11 protein-coding genes are annotated in these 13,830 nt (G+C 64.9%); 4 read left to right on the top strand and 7 right to left on the bottom strand.

Going from position 1 to position 13,830, the window contains the following annotated elements:
* Nucleotides 1–288 precede the first annotated feature (288 nt).
* Nucleotides 289–1,596, top strand: a complete 1,308-nt coding sequence (locus JSS27_12470; protein ID MBS0209756.1) for a hypothetical protein — start codon at nt 289–291, stop codon at nt 1,594–1,596.
* Nucleotides 1,593–3,017, top strand: coding sequence for a hypothetical protein (locus JSS27_12465; GenBank protein MBS0209755.1), 1,425 nt, complete (start codon nt 1,593–1,595; stop codon nt 3,015–3,017). Before JSS27_12470 ends, JSS27_12465 begins: the two co-directional genes overlap by 4 nt.
* Nucleotides 3,018–3,259: 242 nt before the next feature.
* Here the strand turns inward: JSS27_12465 and JSS27_12460 are convergent, their stop codons facing one another.
* From JSS27_12460 to JSS27_12450, 3 genes are all read right to left on the bottom strand, one after another.
* A complete protein-coding gene (locus tag JSS27_12460) occupies nt 3,260–4,405 on the bottom strand; it encodes a hypothetical protein (protein ID MBS0209754.1) in 1,146 nt (381 codons plus the stop codon).
* A gap of 73 nt (nt 4,406–4,478) precedes the next feature.
* On the bottom strand, nt 4,479–5,309 hold the full coding sequence (locus JSS27_12455) for an NAD(+)/NADH kinase (protein MBS0209753.1): 831 nt from the start codon (nt 5,307–5,309) through the stop codon (nt 4,479–4,481).
* A 99-nt stretch (nt 5,310–5,408) separates the two neighbouring features.
* Entirely contained in the window at nt 5,409–6,386 is a 978-nt protein-coding gene (locus JSS27_12450; protein MBS0209752.1) for a hypothetical protein, read from the bottom strand.
* Between the two features lie 476 nt (nt 6,387–6,862).
* Here JSS27_12450 and JSS27_12445 point away from each other — a divergent pair, with 476 nt between their 5' ends.
* Nucleotides 6,863–7,840 carry an SMP-30/gluconolactonase/LRE family protein gene (locus tag JSS27_12445; GenBank protein MBS0209751.1) on the top strand — a complete coding sequence of 326 codons (978 nt, stop codon included), beginning with the start codon at nt 6,863–6,865 and terminating at the stop codon, nt 7,838–7,840.
* Nucleotides 7,841–7,900: 60 nt separating this feature from the next.
* Here JSS27_12445 and JSS27_12440 read toward each other — a convergent pair whose 3' ends face one another.
* From JSS27_12440 to JSS27_12430, 3 genes are all read right to left on the bottom strand, one after another.
* Nucleotides 7,901–8,482, bottom strand: coding sequence for a hypothetical protein (locus JSS27_12440; GenBank protein MBS0209750.1), 582 nt, complete (start codon nt 8,480–8,482; stop codon nt 7,901–7,903).
* 83 nt (nt 8,483–8,565) lie between these two features.
* Complete coding sequence (locus JSS27_12435; GenBank protein ID MBS0209749.1) at nt 8,566–9,318, bottom strand: TIM barrel protein; 753 nt, start codon at nt 9,316–9,318, stop codon at nt 8,566–8,568.
* A gap of 416 nt (nt 9,319–9,734) precedes the next feature.
* On the bottom strand, nt 9,735–11,678 hold the full coding sequence (locus tag JSS27_12430) for an adenylate/guanylate cyclase domain-containing protein (protein ID MBS0209748.1): 1,944 nt from the start codon (nt 11,676–11,678) through the stop codon (nt 9,735–9,737).
* A gap of 433 nt (nt 11,679–12,111) precedes the next feature.
* Between JSS27_12430 and JSS27_12425 the strand changes: the two genes are divergently transcribed.
* The gene (locus JSS27_12425; GenBank protein MBS0209747.1) at nt 12,112–12,648 is read left to right on the top strand and encodes a hypothetical protein; all 537 of its coding nucleotides are present in this window, start codon (nt 12,112–12,114) and stop codon (nt 12,646–12,648) included.
* A gap of 24 nt (nt 12,649–12,672) precedes the next feature.
* Here the strand turns inward: JSS27_12425 and JSS27_12420 are convergent.
* Nucleotides 12,673–13,830 (bottom strand): FAD-dependent oxidoreductase (locus JSS27_12420; protein ID MBS0209746.1); only part of this gene is annotated, 1,158 nt, incomplete at its 5' end.

The raw sequence follows: 13,830 nt of genomic DNA, 5'->3' as shown, positions 1-13,830 counted from the left end.
GCTGGCCCCGTACGTTCGTCTCCTGACCCGAAGACTGGTACTCAGCTTATAACCGGAAACTGGGGGGAGCAAGCGCGCGGCTCCGAGGTTTTTGCTGTCCGCGCGACTGGCGGCACAGTAGAATCGAACCAGGCGTCTAAAGCCCTTGCCCGGCTCGTCCGGCCGGGCGATTTCGCTAGCGAGGCGTCGCACCCCGTGGGGGCGACAAAAAGTCGGGAACTCGCTGAACCGACCGACGCTCTCAACCAGCGGACACTCTCATATCCAAGGACGCTGCGAACCGACTCCATGGCGATCGACTACCGGCCGCGACAACGAATGCCCAATTACCAGGCGCGCGGTACGCAATACCGGCTGCTTGGGCTGGTGATGCTGTTGGGTATGAGCGTGATCCTGATCGAGCACGTGGCCGATCCGCGCCACTGGAACTGGTTCGCCGAAATGGGACAGCCCCAGATCGACCGCCGCAAGGTTGATACGCGCTTGGCCCCCGAACGGGCCGCCGAGTTCGAGGGGGAGCCGCGAATTGAGGTTCTGGCCGCTGCTGAACCCGCCGAGCCCGAGCAGTCGCCCCCGCCAAAAGGACCAACTGACAATGAAGCGGCAGTCGCGGCGGCCATCGCTCCGGCAGCGTCCCCCGCCGCGGTGGCGAATCCTCCGGCAGCAAATCCCCCACCAGTGAATCCTCCCGCGGCCCCCGCCGCCGAGTTGCAGGCGCAACCAGCGGCTGGCGAGCCCGGCGCGGTCGATGTACCCGTCGTCCAGGGGAAACCCGCGGTGGTTGCCACCTCGGGTGAAGATGCCCCGGGCTGGCTGCCGGGCATGAAGGCCGAGGCCTACCGCGAGGTCGAAGACGACGCCAAGCTGCGCGCGCCCGAGAAGCGCGTGATCTACCAGCTGCTCAGCCGGCTGGCCACCTACGACGCCACGGCGCTCAAGAAACTGTCGATCGGCCCCACGACTTGGATCCAGTTGTACAACGAGCTGAACATCTATCGTGGCCGGGTGGTGACGGTGCGCGGCACGGTGCGCATTGTCGGCCGCACCGAAGCGGCGGCCAACGAGAACGGGCTGACGGCGTACTATGAGCTGTGGTTTACGCCCAGCGATCGTCCGACGCACGATTTGATTTGCCTGTACGCGCTGAACGTGCCCGACTCGATTCCGCTCGGCAAGCAAGTCGAAGAGTCGTTCGAGGCGGAGGCCATTCTGGTCAAGCGCCTGGCCTACATGGCCGAGAAGGACCGCACTTGGCGAACCGCGCCGTTGATGGTGGCGGGGCCGTTGCGCTGGCTGCCGAAAGCCAACCCCGTGGCTGCGAACGACGCCAAAGTCAACGAAGCCGCGCATCGCAAGCTGATCACCACGGCGGTGGTGGTGATTGGATTGCCGATTGCCGTGCTGATCGGCTTTTGGGCGATGCGGCAAGGCAAAGCGCCCAAGAACCCGTACAGCGCTTTTCCCACGGCCACGGGTCGCGGGCATCACGAGTTTCAAAAGTTGCACGACTTGGAGGTCGATCCCACGGTGCTCGAGGCGCTGAAGAATATCGACCAGCCCAAGCCCGGTCCCGACGCGGAGCAACATCCATCGTGAGTTGTGTGGCGACGACGCGGATGCTGGGCTGGGTTGCCTTAGGTTTGCTGTGCGCGTCGTGCTCGACCTTGCGCGCCGACGAGCCGCCGGCCACTGCGCCCCCGGCCAGCGCGCCGGCAGCCAGCACCCCTCCCGCAGTTGCAGCCCCTGCCGCCGCGGCGGGCCCCACGGTGCAAACCGGCGTCGGCGGCGCGGCCATACCCGAGTTGAAAAGCGCCCGCGACCTGATCGCGATGTACGGCGTGGACGGCTCGCGGCTGGGCTTCTTCAACGACGGTCAACCGATTCAGGCGGCCGAGAACGAGTCGCTGCTGCGCGTGCTGATTGCCGTGCGGCGGTTCAGCTATGGCGAACTGCTGCGCTGGCAACTGAAAGAGATCCCTTGGAGCCGCTGGACCGAAGACGCCTATCAGGAGCGCGGCGAGGTGATCGCGCTGAAACTCAAGGTGAATCGCGCCACGCGGATCAAGCTCCCCCCGGACCTGGCCGAGCGGTTCGACTTGCAACAGTATTATCAGTGTGAAGTCACGGTCGACGAGAATCAGCCGGCGACGGTTTATGCCTTGACCATTCCGCACCAGTGGCAGCTCGACGAGCCGCTCGACGTGCGCAGCTCGGCGGCGGGGTTCTTTTTGAAGCTGGCCGACGCGGCGCCGCGGCCGCTGCACCCGATCTTCATCGCCCAGCGGCTGGCCTGGTTTCCCGACACCGAACTGGGCCAGCTTGGCATGGACGTGGGGCTGTTCGAGGGGTTGCAGAATCGCGTCCGCTTCGAGCCGAGCGACGGGCCGTGCTTTTACGAACTGCTGGCCGCGGTGGGCCGGGCCAGCAATGGCGAGCTGCTGCGCCTGACGCACGATGAAGACCCCTTGCACCCCCGCTATCCGGTCGAGCCGCTGTTCAATCGCCCCGACGAGCAGTTCGGCAAGCTGATGGCCCTGTCAGGCACTTGCCGGCGTTGCACCAAGCTGACGATCGATAACCCCGACGTGGTCAAGGTGCTGGGCTACGACCATTACTATCAGCTCGAGATGTTCACGATCGACTCGCTCAAGAATCCCGTCACCTGGTGCGTGCGTGAATTGCCGGACCAAATGTGGACGGGCGAGCGGTTGGATATCGACATCCGCGTGGCGGGCTTCTTCTTCAAGACCTGGAAGTATCCAGTCTTGCTGCCCGGGGGTCAGACGAGTTGGCAATTTGCTCCGGCCCTGGTGGGTCGCGCGCCGGTGTTGCTGGAGCCGGTGAAGTTCTCGAACAACTTTGGCCGCGCCATGACGGTGGTTGTGGGGGTCGTGCTGGCGGTGGCGGTGCTGGGGCTGTGGCTGATGAGCCGCGGCGACCGCCAAGCGCGGAAACGACTCACCCGGTCAGCGACCGCGCCCATGCAGCTTGATGACTTGCCGGACATCAAGCCGTAGAGTGCGCAACCAAAACGGCGCTGAGCCGCGTTGCGGTCATCAATCGCTAGCAATGAACACCCCTCCCTTTCAGGGAGGGGCCGGGGGAGGGTAAAGGCGTCGCAGGCCAAATACGATCGCGCTCAGGGCAATTCACTGGGCGCGATATCAATCGGCAGTGAACGCGTTTACCCTCACCAGCTTCGCTGCGCTCGCGAGGCTGGACTGATGGCTGGTCGCACCTGCCAAATTCCACGCTCGTTTTACCGCGCTGGGCGCTTCTTGGGCGCCGCGGGGCCGGCGGGGCGGGCGGCGGTCGACGCCTGATCGACGCTCAGCCGTTCGGTGAAGCGGGTCACGCAATGCAGGCTGCTGGTCGGCCCCTGGAACCCGACCACATGCTTGTCGAGATCGGCCTGCTGGCTCAAAACCTGGCCCGCCTCGATGTCGAACCGGACAGTGCCGGTCGACTCGCTTTGGATCAATTGGGCTTCAATCGTCGGGTCGTGCCGGACCGGCGACAGAATGTGCGTGTCGATCGTAATCACCGCCACGCCGTTGGCCACCGATTCCAGCTTCATCCGCTGGCGCATCTGGATTTTCTTGACCGCCTGTTCCTTGTTCGTGGCGGTCACTTCGTACGTGTGTTCCCAGGTCTCGCCGATGGCCACCGGTTCAGCCGGCAGCGGAATGCTGGGGTACGAAGTCTGCCCCGAGTTGCGCTGCGCATGGTCAACCCGGTCGACCACCTTGCCGGTGGCGTCGACGGTGAACGTGGTCAACGGCACGCCGACGCTCTTAGCCGCGTCCTGGAAGCCGGGGGGGACTTCCTTGTCGGTCTGGCTGTTGTAGTGAACCTCTTGGCGCCCCGACAGCTTCTGCCGCATGTCGATGCTCTCGACGCTGTGGACGAACACGGCGCTCCCCGAGGGGCCGACTTCCTTCACCCGCCACAGTTTGACCGACTCGCTGGTCGTCTCGGCGGTCTGCGTCGTGCCCGAAACCGTGGTGCGGATTTGCGAGCGGTGCTCGATGTTCCAGCGCAGCGTCGAGCCCGGCTTGAACTTGTAGCGCAGGGTGTACTTCTCGTCTGGCTTCGCGTCAGCGGGCGGGGCTTCCTTGGCGGGCTTCGCTTCTTCAGCGGGTTTCGCCGCTTCAATCGGCTTGGCGTTCGCCTCGGCCTTGGTCTCGGAGAGCTTCGCCGGCTCGTTCGATTTCGACTCGGCCGACGGCACGTCGGCGGGAACCTTCGGCAGGGCCGGCTTGGTGACGACCGGGCCGCGCTTCGAACGGTTCGACTGTTGCGCCTCGGCGCCGATGTTGGCCAGGCTGACCAGCACTGCGGCCAGCGCAACGCAGATCAAACCAACAGAGCGCGGCTGAAACCAGGAACGTGCAGCGTGCCGCATGAGAATCGCATCCTTTCGATTCGCGTGAATGTTCGACGTGTGGGGTGTCGCAGGGCTTCGGTCGCGTGTCGCGTTAGCGATCGCCGCGCCGCAGGCTGCCCCCCCACCCAAGTTTTTCGCGCAACGTCCGGTAGTAGTTGTGCCCCGGCGGCTCGACCAGCTTGAACCGCGGCTCGGCCCGGGCAATCCGCAGCCGGTCGCCGACCTGCAAGTGTCCGAACTCGCGCCCATCGACGACCACACAGGCCTTGTCGCTGGGCACCGCCAGGGTCAACTCATAGACTCGATCGGCCGATTCGACCACCGGTCGGTTCGTGAGCGTGTGCGGGCTGATGGGCAGCACGACGAAGGCTTGCAAATCCTTGCGCAAGATCGGTCCGCCGGCCGACAAGCTGTGCGCCGTCGAGCCGACCGGAGTGCTGACAATCAAACCGTCGGAACTATAAGTAGTGACCAATTCCGCGTCAACGTAGAGATGCAGGCTGAGCATCGCGAACGGCGGCCCCGATAGCACAGCCGCCTCGTTCAGCCCCAGGTCGCGTGCTATCACCTGGCCGTCGCGCGAGTGCTCGCACGTGAACATCAGGTGCTCGACCACGCGAAACTGGCCAGCGCAAATCTCGGGGAGCAACCGGCAAAACTCGGCGGGCTGCAAATCGGCCAGAAACCCCAGCCGGCCGAGATTGACTCCCACCACGGGCGTTTGTCGGTAGCCCATCTGCCGCGCCGCGTGCAAGATCGAGCCATCGCCACCGAGGACCACGGCCAGATCGGCGTCCACGTGCCCCAGGTCGGCCTGGCTGCCCAGATCCCACAGCACGATCTCGGCGTGCTGCTCGATGCTGCGGCGGATATCGTCGGCCGCGGCGCGGACGGCCTCGTGCGCGCCATTGCCCAGGACCATCATCCGGACCTTGCGGCCGGCGACGAGCCTGCTGGGTTGAGGGGGAAGCGGTTGCGCCATGAGTGTGGGGCCTTCTACCGAACGGAGGCTGCCGGCCCGTTACGGATCGCGGCGGTGCCGGGCCAGTTCGAACCGGGGGGTCGCGTCGAGCTCCTCGAGCGTGCCCGGCGCCAGTTCCAACGTCATGGCCTTGGGCATCGGCGCGCGCGATTGATCGGCCCCAATCAAGTCGACCACGATCGCGCCGGTGGGATACCAGAAGTCAACCAAGAACCAGCGCTTGCTGACGTAAAATGGTTGCTCGGCCACCAGGGGGCTGCTCGGCTCCCCTTGCGCGTTCGCTTCCAGAAACGCGTCGGCCTCGGCGATCACGCCGGCTTCGTTTCTCAAGCATCGCAGCTTCAAGCGCCCCGGCTTCGCCACCCGCGACCAGTGGTGACACTCGACCAGGGCGACACAGCTTTGATAGCGCGGATCGGACGTCGGCCGCGTGAACCAACTGACGGGCACGATGTCCGGCTTGGGCAAGGCGACCGTCGATGACTGGAGTCGCAAGCCGGTCTCGTTGAGCGGAGACCCTTGCGTGCGCAAGATCACTGCCGCGGGTAACTCAGGCACCCGATACATCAGCAGGCAGCGGAACCGATTCTGGCCGGCGAAGATCGGGTCGTCATCGCTGGCGGGCTCGCCCAGGTCGGTCAGACGTTGAATGGTCATCGGCGCCGACAACGGGCGCAGTCCGTCGGCGTCGCATAGCTCGATCTGTTGCAGTTCGAGTGGCGAGGTCGAGGGCTCCCAGCTTTGCAACTCGACGTCGACACCGACCCAGCGCGAGACGGGCTTCTCGGTCGCCGGCAGCACGTCGCGGTAGGCGTTGCGGATCAACAACGACGTCGCGCCGGAAGTGTAGCTTTGAAAGATGGAATTTTGCCGGGCCGCGCTTTCGACCACGCTCAGCAGCGGCTGGGTCTCGATGTCGACCGCTTTGGCCTGGGACGTGGGGGCCGCCGCCTGGGAACCGCAGCCCAATGGCGCGGCCAACAGCGCCGCCAACAGGATGAGCATCAGCCGATTCATGAGGGTCTTTCCGCGCGCAATTCCTGCGGCGCGTGAACTGGTGCGGGTCGGCGGCACGGTCGAACGTGTCCTACGCTCAGCCGGCAGGCGAATCGATCCATCATACCCAAGCAAGAGATCGTTTTGCCACGATTCGCATGCAAAACGGGCGGAAACCAGCGTCGCGCCGGGCGGGAAACTTGGAGCGACCGCTACAGCCGGCCCGGGGGCAAACCGGCGACGCTGGGATGAACCCAGGGGGTGTGACCCCTGGGCTTGGACCTGCGTTGCTTTTGCCGCGTGGGACGCACAAGATAGGGGCCAAGGGGGCGTCCACTGGCCCCCATCGCACAACCATCCACGGAGCGCACAGCATGTTGCGGACAGTTTCGACCACGGGGTATTCACACCAGGAGACCGAGCAAACCGCGCGTCGGCTCGCGCGTCCGGCGGCTTGGCTGGTGTTGGTTTCGTTCCTCGCGGGGAGTGTCGCGACCATGACTCAGGCAGCCGAGCATTCCGAGCCGGGCCCCCGCTTTGGTGTGATCGATCGGCACGACCCGCGGTTCGACAAGTTGATTCCGCCGGGGGCCAAGCTCGAAAAGCTGGCCGCTGGCTTCGATTGGTCCGAAGGCCCGGTCTGGGTGCGCGACGGCGGCTATCTGCTGTTCAGCGACATCCCGCGCAACAGCGTCATGCGCTGGAAGGAAGAGGACGGCGTCAGCGTCTTCTTCAAGCCCAGCGGGTACACCGGGCTCGAACCGTTCACCGGCGAAGAACCGGGGAGCAACGGCTTGCTGTTCGACCGGAACCAACAGTTGATCCTGTGTCAGCACGGCGACCGGCGCGTGGCGCGGCGCTTGCCCGACGGCAACTTCGAGACTCTGATCGACCGCTATGAAGGGAAGCGGCTGAATAGCCCCAACGACGCGGTCTATCATTCGAGCGGCGATTTGTATTTCACCGATCCGCCGTATGGGTTGCCGCGGAAGCTCATGGACCAAATGCCTCCGCGTGAACTTGATTTCTGCGGCGTCTACCGCTTGGGGACCGATGGCAAGCTGACGTTGTTGACCACCGAGATGACGCGCCCCAACGGCATTGGCTTCTCGCCCGATGAGAAGACCCTGTATGTCGCGCAATCGGACCCGGCCGCGGCCTTGTGGAAGAAGTTTGCCGTGAAAAGCGACGGGACGCTCGAGCCGGGCAAGCTGCTGTACGACGCCACCGCCTGGGTCAAGGCGGGCAAGAAGGGGCTGCCCGACGGCTTGAAGGTGGACCGCGAGGGGAATGTCTTCGCCACCGGGCCGGGGGGCGTGCATGTGTTCGCGCCGGACGGAACCTTGCTGGGCTCGATCGACACCGACGAGCGGACGGCGAATTGTGGCTGGGGCGAGGACGGCACGGTGCTCTACATCTGCGCCGACATGTTCCTCTGCCGCATCAAGACCGCCACCAAAGCCGCCAGTTGGTAACACGATTGGATCACGCCGAGACAATCACCCAAGCCCAGGGGTTCCACCCCCTGGGTTTTTTCATGAGCTGGTTTTGTGCTCATTGAGCGTGCGCCGCTTGGCGCGGCGCATCAGCAGTAGTGCCGCGATTAGCCCCACCAGGCCCCCCAGGTAGCCGGCGTTGTGGATGTATGCCACGCGGACGAAGGCCGGCACGTCCTTCACGCGCAGCAGATGACACTCCTCGTTCCACGCCGAGAAGTCGCGCGTGAAGACTCCATAAAGGTAACCGATCACGCCGGCCGCCAATGCCGCGGCGAAGATCACGGCGAAACCTTTCAGGCACTCGACCAGGGCTCTCTTCCCCGGCCAGGTCGGCACGGCCATCCGGGCCAGGAACCAGGCCGAGAAGAAACCGACCCACCAGGTGGCCAGAAAGCCGACCTGGGCCACGTGAATCCAGACGGGCAGGGCGTCGGGGCGAATCTTGAACTGGTTGAACTTCAGCCGCGTGTAATACTCGGGCCCGATCGCATAGGTGATCTGGTCGTGAACGATCCCGTACGCCCCGGCAATCACCGCCCCCAACAAGGCAATGCCGATCATCCTCGGCCACAGCCGCCAGGCAATGCGGGGAGCAACGAAGTCGAGAACTCTCGTCATGAAAACAATGCTTCAATCCCAGAGGACGATCACCAGGGTGCCACTGCAGGCGGGTGGATTTGGGTTGCGTGAGCAATTGCACCTCACACGTCGCACACTTGCGCCGCATGGCGCAGCGCCGCGACCTTGTCATCCCAAGTCGGGATGAACTCCTGGGCCACGTAACCCCGGTAGCCGGTGTCGACGATCGCCTGCATCACGGCCGGGTAATTGATCTCCTGCTTGTTGTCGAGCTCGCCTCGGCCCGGGTTGCCCGCCGTGTGATAGTGGGCGATCACGTCCTGGTACTGGCGCAGGCGGCGAATCACGTCGCCGTTCATGATCTGGACATGATAGATGTCGAACAGCAGCTTCATTCGCGGCGAATCGACGCGCCGGATCAACTCGACGCAAAAGTCGACGTTGTCGCCAAAGTAGCCGGGATGTCCCTTCATCGGGTGCGTGTTATCGCGCGAGTTGAGATGTTCCAGGCACAGATTCACCCCCTTGTCCTCGGCGTACCCGATAGCTTCTTTCCACAGCGCGACGCAGTTTGCCGCTCCTTGCTCCTCCGAGATGCCCGGCTCGCGCATGCCGGTGAAGGTGATCACGTTCTGGCACTGGTTGGCGACGGCCAGATCGATCGACTCGCGCAGCTTGGTGCGGCAGAACTCGTGATTGGCCGGGTTGAACGGACCACGGGCAAAGCCGTGACTGCCGACCAGTGAAATCTTCAGTCCCAGTTCGCGCACCATTGGGTAATGCTCGGCGCCGATCCCTTCGATGGCTTCCAGGCCAATCGCGCGGCAATGCCGGGCCAACTCGTCGATCGGCATGGGCTTGAAGCACCAGCCCATCACCGACTGGCGAATCCGCCGGTTGTGAATGGTAAAGTCGGCCGAAGTGTCCGGCTCGGCGGCAGCAACCGGCGCGCGGCCAGCCCCCACCGCCAGCGCCGCGGCCCCAGCGGCAGTCTGCAAAGCAACTCGACGAGTGATCGGCGCGGACATGATTTGATTCCTCATTATTTGTAGGTCAGGCCTGGGCCTGACGTTATTGTGCGCTGCCAACGTGTCAACGAAAAGCAAATCCAAATTCGGTTAATCGCAGAAGGACGCTGACAGGGGAAAACCGTCTTGAAATCCATGCTCCGCGTCTCTCTGCGCCCTCTGCGATTCAATTCCTGTCTGTCCTTCTTTGCGCCCTTTGCGTCTTTGCGGTTCAAAACTTCTACGTCTGTCTTTCCGACGTCGTGCCCGTCGTGTCGTCGTGGTCATATCCCCTTCATCATTCCTGCCTTAAGCGGGCCGGAAATAATGCTCGTCGCCAGCGCTGCTTCGACCCCTTTCACGTGGACAGGTGGTTGCGGTTCGAGCAGGAAGTGCTCTCCCAGTTCCCGCGCCACGTCGTCCGAGACAATGATCTTGCCGCTCGGCGCCACGCCGCACAGTCGCGACGCCACGTTCACCGTGCTGCCGATGGCGGTGTACTCCATCCGCTCGGGCGTCCCCACGCGGCCGACGACCGCGATGCCCCGATGAACGCCGATCCCCACGGCCAGCCCGCTGGCGTGATTCGCCAGCCCTTGCTGCATGGCCCAGGCCGTGCGCGCCGCGCGCAGCACATGATCGGGCTGGTCGAGCGGCGCGTTGAACAACACCAGCACGCAATCGCCAATAAACTTGTCGACCGTCCCTTCGTGGGCGAAGGTGCAATCGACCATGATTTTCAACAATGAATTGAGCTGCCTCAGGACTTCCTCCGGCGCGATCCGCTCGGCGTAGGACGTGAACCCGCGAATGTCGGCGAACAGCACGGTGACGTCCCGGTTCTCACCCCCCAGGGCCAGCGCGTCGGCCTGGCGCTGTTGGATCAACTGGTTGACGACCGCCTTGGGGACGTAGCGGCCGAACAGGTCGACGATCCGCGACTTAGCCCGCACTTCGCGCCAGTAACGCTCGGCGCCGCTCAGTGTGGCCGCCGCCAGCGCCGCCACCGGCGCGACAATCACATCGACCAGCCAACCCGACTGATAGGCCACGACCGAGACGAACAGGAACAGGAGCAACAAGCTGGCCACGGCCCCCGAGGCCGGCAACGGCCGCAATAGCCCACCCGCCAAGGCCGCCACGATCGGCAACAGCACGACCGTCCCCAGCAGCAGCCAGCGCGGCAGCGCCCGTGTGAGCCGCGGTGCCAGCAAGGTTTCGAGCGCCGCGGCCGCCACCTCGACCCCCGGCGCGCGATCATGCGAGGTTGGCACGGTGTACGTCTCGGAGGTTGGATCCGTCGCGGCCGCGAAGCCGATCAGCACGATCTTGCCTTTCACCTTGGCCAACGACTCGGGCCGCGTGGCGTCGACGTACGAGATGCGCTGGTAGCGCTCGGGCACGCTGGCGTAACTGATCCAATAGCCCGCCGGCGGCACGGTCGGCGTCGTGGCGCGGAACGGATACCAGGGGAGGCGGAGCTCGCCCAATTGGTAATCGCTCGGCGCATCAGCGGCGTCGACAAACATGGCCGCTGGTAAATGGACATTGCCAGGCAAGCTGGCCCGCCAGGCGGCAATGACCCCCGAGCGTTTCATCTCGGCCAGCGTCTCTTGCGGCTCGGCGGGTGGCAGCTTGGCGGCCCGCCGCGCCAAAAGCAGCGGCAGCGTCTCGTACGTGCCCGTAGCCTCGGCGACGACCAGCGGGTAGACGCGCGTGTCGAAGAAGCTGTCGGCATTGGCGTGCATGTTGATGATGTTGTGAGCGACCAGCGGCCGATACCGCGCGAGCATTTCGGCCGGCCAATTCCCCGCCAGCCAAATATCGCGCAGCAGTCGCCCCTCGCCGTTGATCGCGAGCATGGCGTCAAGTAGTGGCCGCGCGGTTGACGCCTCGGCCCCGGACGCATCGGCGATCATCCGCGTGTCAGCCACGACCGCGGCCCCGGCCGCGAGCAGCGCTCGGTAAATGGCCAGATCCTGCTCATAGCTCGGCGCGCTCTTCATCTCGCTGGCCGAGCGCGGGTCGAACTGGACCAGCACGATCTCGCCCGTCGGGTGCCGCGCCCCGAGCCGCGGTCCTCCCGCGCGCAGGAACAACAGGTCCGATGCCGCGACTTGCACGCGGGCCATTGCCGCGCCCCCCAGGCGCAAGATCGCCACCGCCGCCAGCCCCACGGTCAGACCCAGCAACAGCGGCACCAGCAGCGGCCCCAACTTTCGTGACATGGCGAGTTCTCGTCCCCGGTGCGCGTCGGATTCAGTGCGCGTCGAATCGGCGTCGGCCATTGTAAGCGACCGGCGCGGCCACGGCCCACTGGTTGACAAACCGGGCTGGGCAAGAAGCGGGGTTAGGGACTAGAGGCTAGGGATGAGGGGGCGCGAGCTGGTACGTCGCCGATCGGGTAGCACCGATTGCTCGTCAATCGGTGTCGCGCAGCGACAAGAGGCACGGGAGCGGCCGTCAACGGAAATGATGGCCCAAGCTTTCCGGCATCCCTATCCAATGCCTCTTGCGGGCTGCGCCCGCCCCGGTTGACGAGCAACCGGGGCTACCCAAGGCGGCTTTTGGCCCGTGAATGCGACACCCAGGAACTTCTTGTCGCTAGCGTTCGTCCAAGGTTCTGGCCAGACATGACTCATCAACCGCCAGGAACCAGCGATGAAGACCGAACTCGACGTGTTGTACCAAGTCCGCGTGGCTAGCCGTTGCACCGCTCGCTGGGAAGCGATGACCGGCGACGAGCGAGTGCGTCACTGCGCGCAATGCGACCTGAAGGTGTACGACTTCTCCCAGTTGTCGAGCGATGAAGCTGTCGAGCTACTGACCCAGTCCGAAGGTCGGGTCTGTGGGCGCGTCTACCGCCGCGCCGACGGCCGCGTGCTGACCAAGGATTGCCCGGTGGGACAACTGGCGCGCGTGCGCGCCCGAGTAGGCCGTGTGTTGTTGGCGGCGATGTCCTGGCTGGGCATCGCGTCGTTCGTCGGCTGCCAACGCCGCGACGTTTCAGAAATGGGGGACGTTTGCCCGCTGGGTAGTGTCACAAACAAGGTGGGCGAAATCTGCCCGCCCGGGCAACCCGCCCAGGGATTCCTGAAAATCCCCGACGCGCCCCAGCAGCCGGTGCAGCCCCAGCCCCCACAGAACCACGACGACCGCCCGCTCGAGCGAACGTCCCTTCGGCCGCAATCCAAGTAACCTACCGCGCGAGGTGTTGCCGCGTTACTTCAAGTAATCGGCGAACAGTTGGTACGTCTTGTACCCGCCGGCGATGTTCGATGCGTCGAAGTTGTTCTGTCGCAAAATGCGCGTGGCCAGGTAGCCACGCTGGCCGACTTGGCAATAAACGGCAATCGGCTTGTCGCGCGGCAATTCGTTCAACCGCCCGCGCAACTCGTCGACCGGCAGATTGATCGCCCCGGGTAAGTGCCCTTGCGAGAACTCTGGCACGGTTCGCACGTCGAGCAACAGCGGCCGCTCGGCCGCCGGCTGGGCCAGCACCGCCTCGACCTCGGTTTGCGGATGATCGCCGCGCAGCAAGCCCGCCGCCACAAAGCCGGCCATGTTGATCGGATCCTTGGCCGAGCCGTATTGCGGTGCGTAGCAGAGTTCGGTCTCTTCCAGGTCGTAGACCGTCAGGCCTGCCTGAATGGCCACGGCCAGCACGTCGATGCGTTTGTCGACCCCCGCGCCGCCGACGGCTTGCGCGCCGAGAATCTGGCCCGAGTCGGGCGCGAACAGCAGCTTGAGCGCCATCGGCTCGGCGCCGGGATAGTAACCGGCATGGTGCGCCGGGTGGATGTAAATCTTGCGGAACGGCCGGTTGTCGCGGCGGAGAACCTTTTCGGTCGCGCCGGTCATGGCCGCCGTCTTGTCGAACACGCCGACGATGGCGGTCCCTTGCACGCCGCGAAACTTGACCGAACGGCCCAAGATGTTGTCGGCCGCGATCCGCCCCTGGCGATTGGCCGGCCCGGCCAGCGGCACTTGCGTGGCGTTGCCCGAGATGATGTCGCGCGTTTCAATCGCGTCGCCGGCGGCGTAGATGTTGGAATCGCTGGTCTGCAAATACTCGTTCACACGAATACCGCCGCGCGGTCCCACCTTGAGCCCGGCCGCCACGGCCAACTGGTTCTCGGGGCGGACGCCGATGCCCAAGACGACAAGCTGCGCCGCCAGCTCGCGCCCCGACTTCAATCGAACCGCGATCCCGCCGTCGGTGGCCGCGAAGCTTTCCGCCGCTTCGTTCAACAGCAGCGTCACCCCACGGGCGGCCAGCGCCTGGCGCAGCGGCGTGGTCATTTCCCGGTCGAGCGGCGGCAGGATTTGATCTTGCAGTTCGACCAACGTGGTGGCGATGCCGCGATGGACGAAGTTCTC

Source organism: Planctomycetota bacterium, assembly GCA_018242585.1.
In the GTDB taxonomy this organism is placed as follows: Bacteria; Planctomycetota; Planctomycetia; order Pirellulales; family PNKZ01; genus JAFEBQ01.
Note: the sequence above shows the minus strand (reverse complement) of the source record. Positions and strands in the feature narration are given on the sequence as shown.

Coding starts and splice junctions, on each gene's coding strand:
- JSS27_12470 (MBS0209756.1), top strand. CDS start 289: ATGGCGATCGACTACCGGCCGCGACAACGAATGCCCAATTACCAGGCG.
- JSS27_12460 (MBS0209754.1), bottom strand. CDS start 4,405: ATGCGGCACGCTGCACGTTCCTGGTTTCAGCCGCGCTCTGTTGGTTTG.
- JSS27_12455 (MBS0209753.1), bottom strand. CDS start 5,309: ATGGTCCTGGGCAATGGCGCGCACGAGGCCGTCCGCGCCGCGGCCGAC.
- JSS27_12450 (MBS0209752.1), bottom strand. CDS start 6,386: ATGAATCGGCTGATGCTCATCCTGTTGGCGGCGCTGTTGGCCGCGCCA.
- JSS27_12445 (MBS0209751.1), top strand. CDS start 6,863: ATGACTCAGGCAGCCGAGCATTCCGAGCCGGGCCCCCGCTTTGGTGTG.
- JSS27_12440 (MBS0209750.1), bottom strand. CDS start 8,482: ATGACGAGAGTTCTCGACTTCGTTGCTCCCCGCATTGCCTGGCGGCTG.
- JSS27_12435 (MBS0209749.1), bottom strand. CDS start 9,318: ATGGGCTGGTGCTTCAAGCCCATGCCGATCGACGAGTTGGCCCGGCAT.
- JSS27_12430 (MBS0209748.1), bottom strand. CDS start 11,678: ATGTCACGAAAGTTGGGGCCGCTGCTGGTGCCGCTGTTGCTGGGTCTG.
- JSS27_12425 (MBS0209747.1), top strand. CDS start 12,112: ATGAAGACCGAACTCGACGTGTTGTACCAAGTCCGCGTGGCTAGCCGT.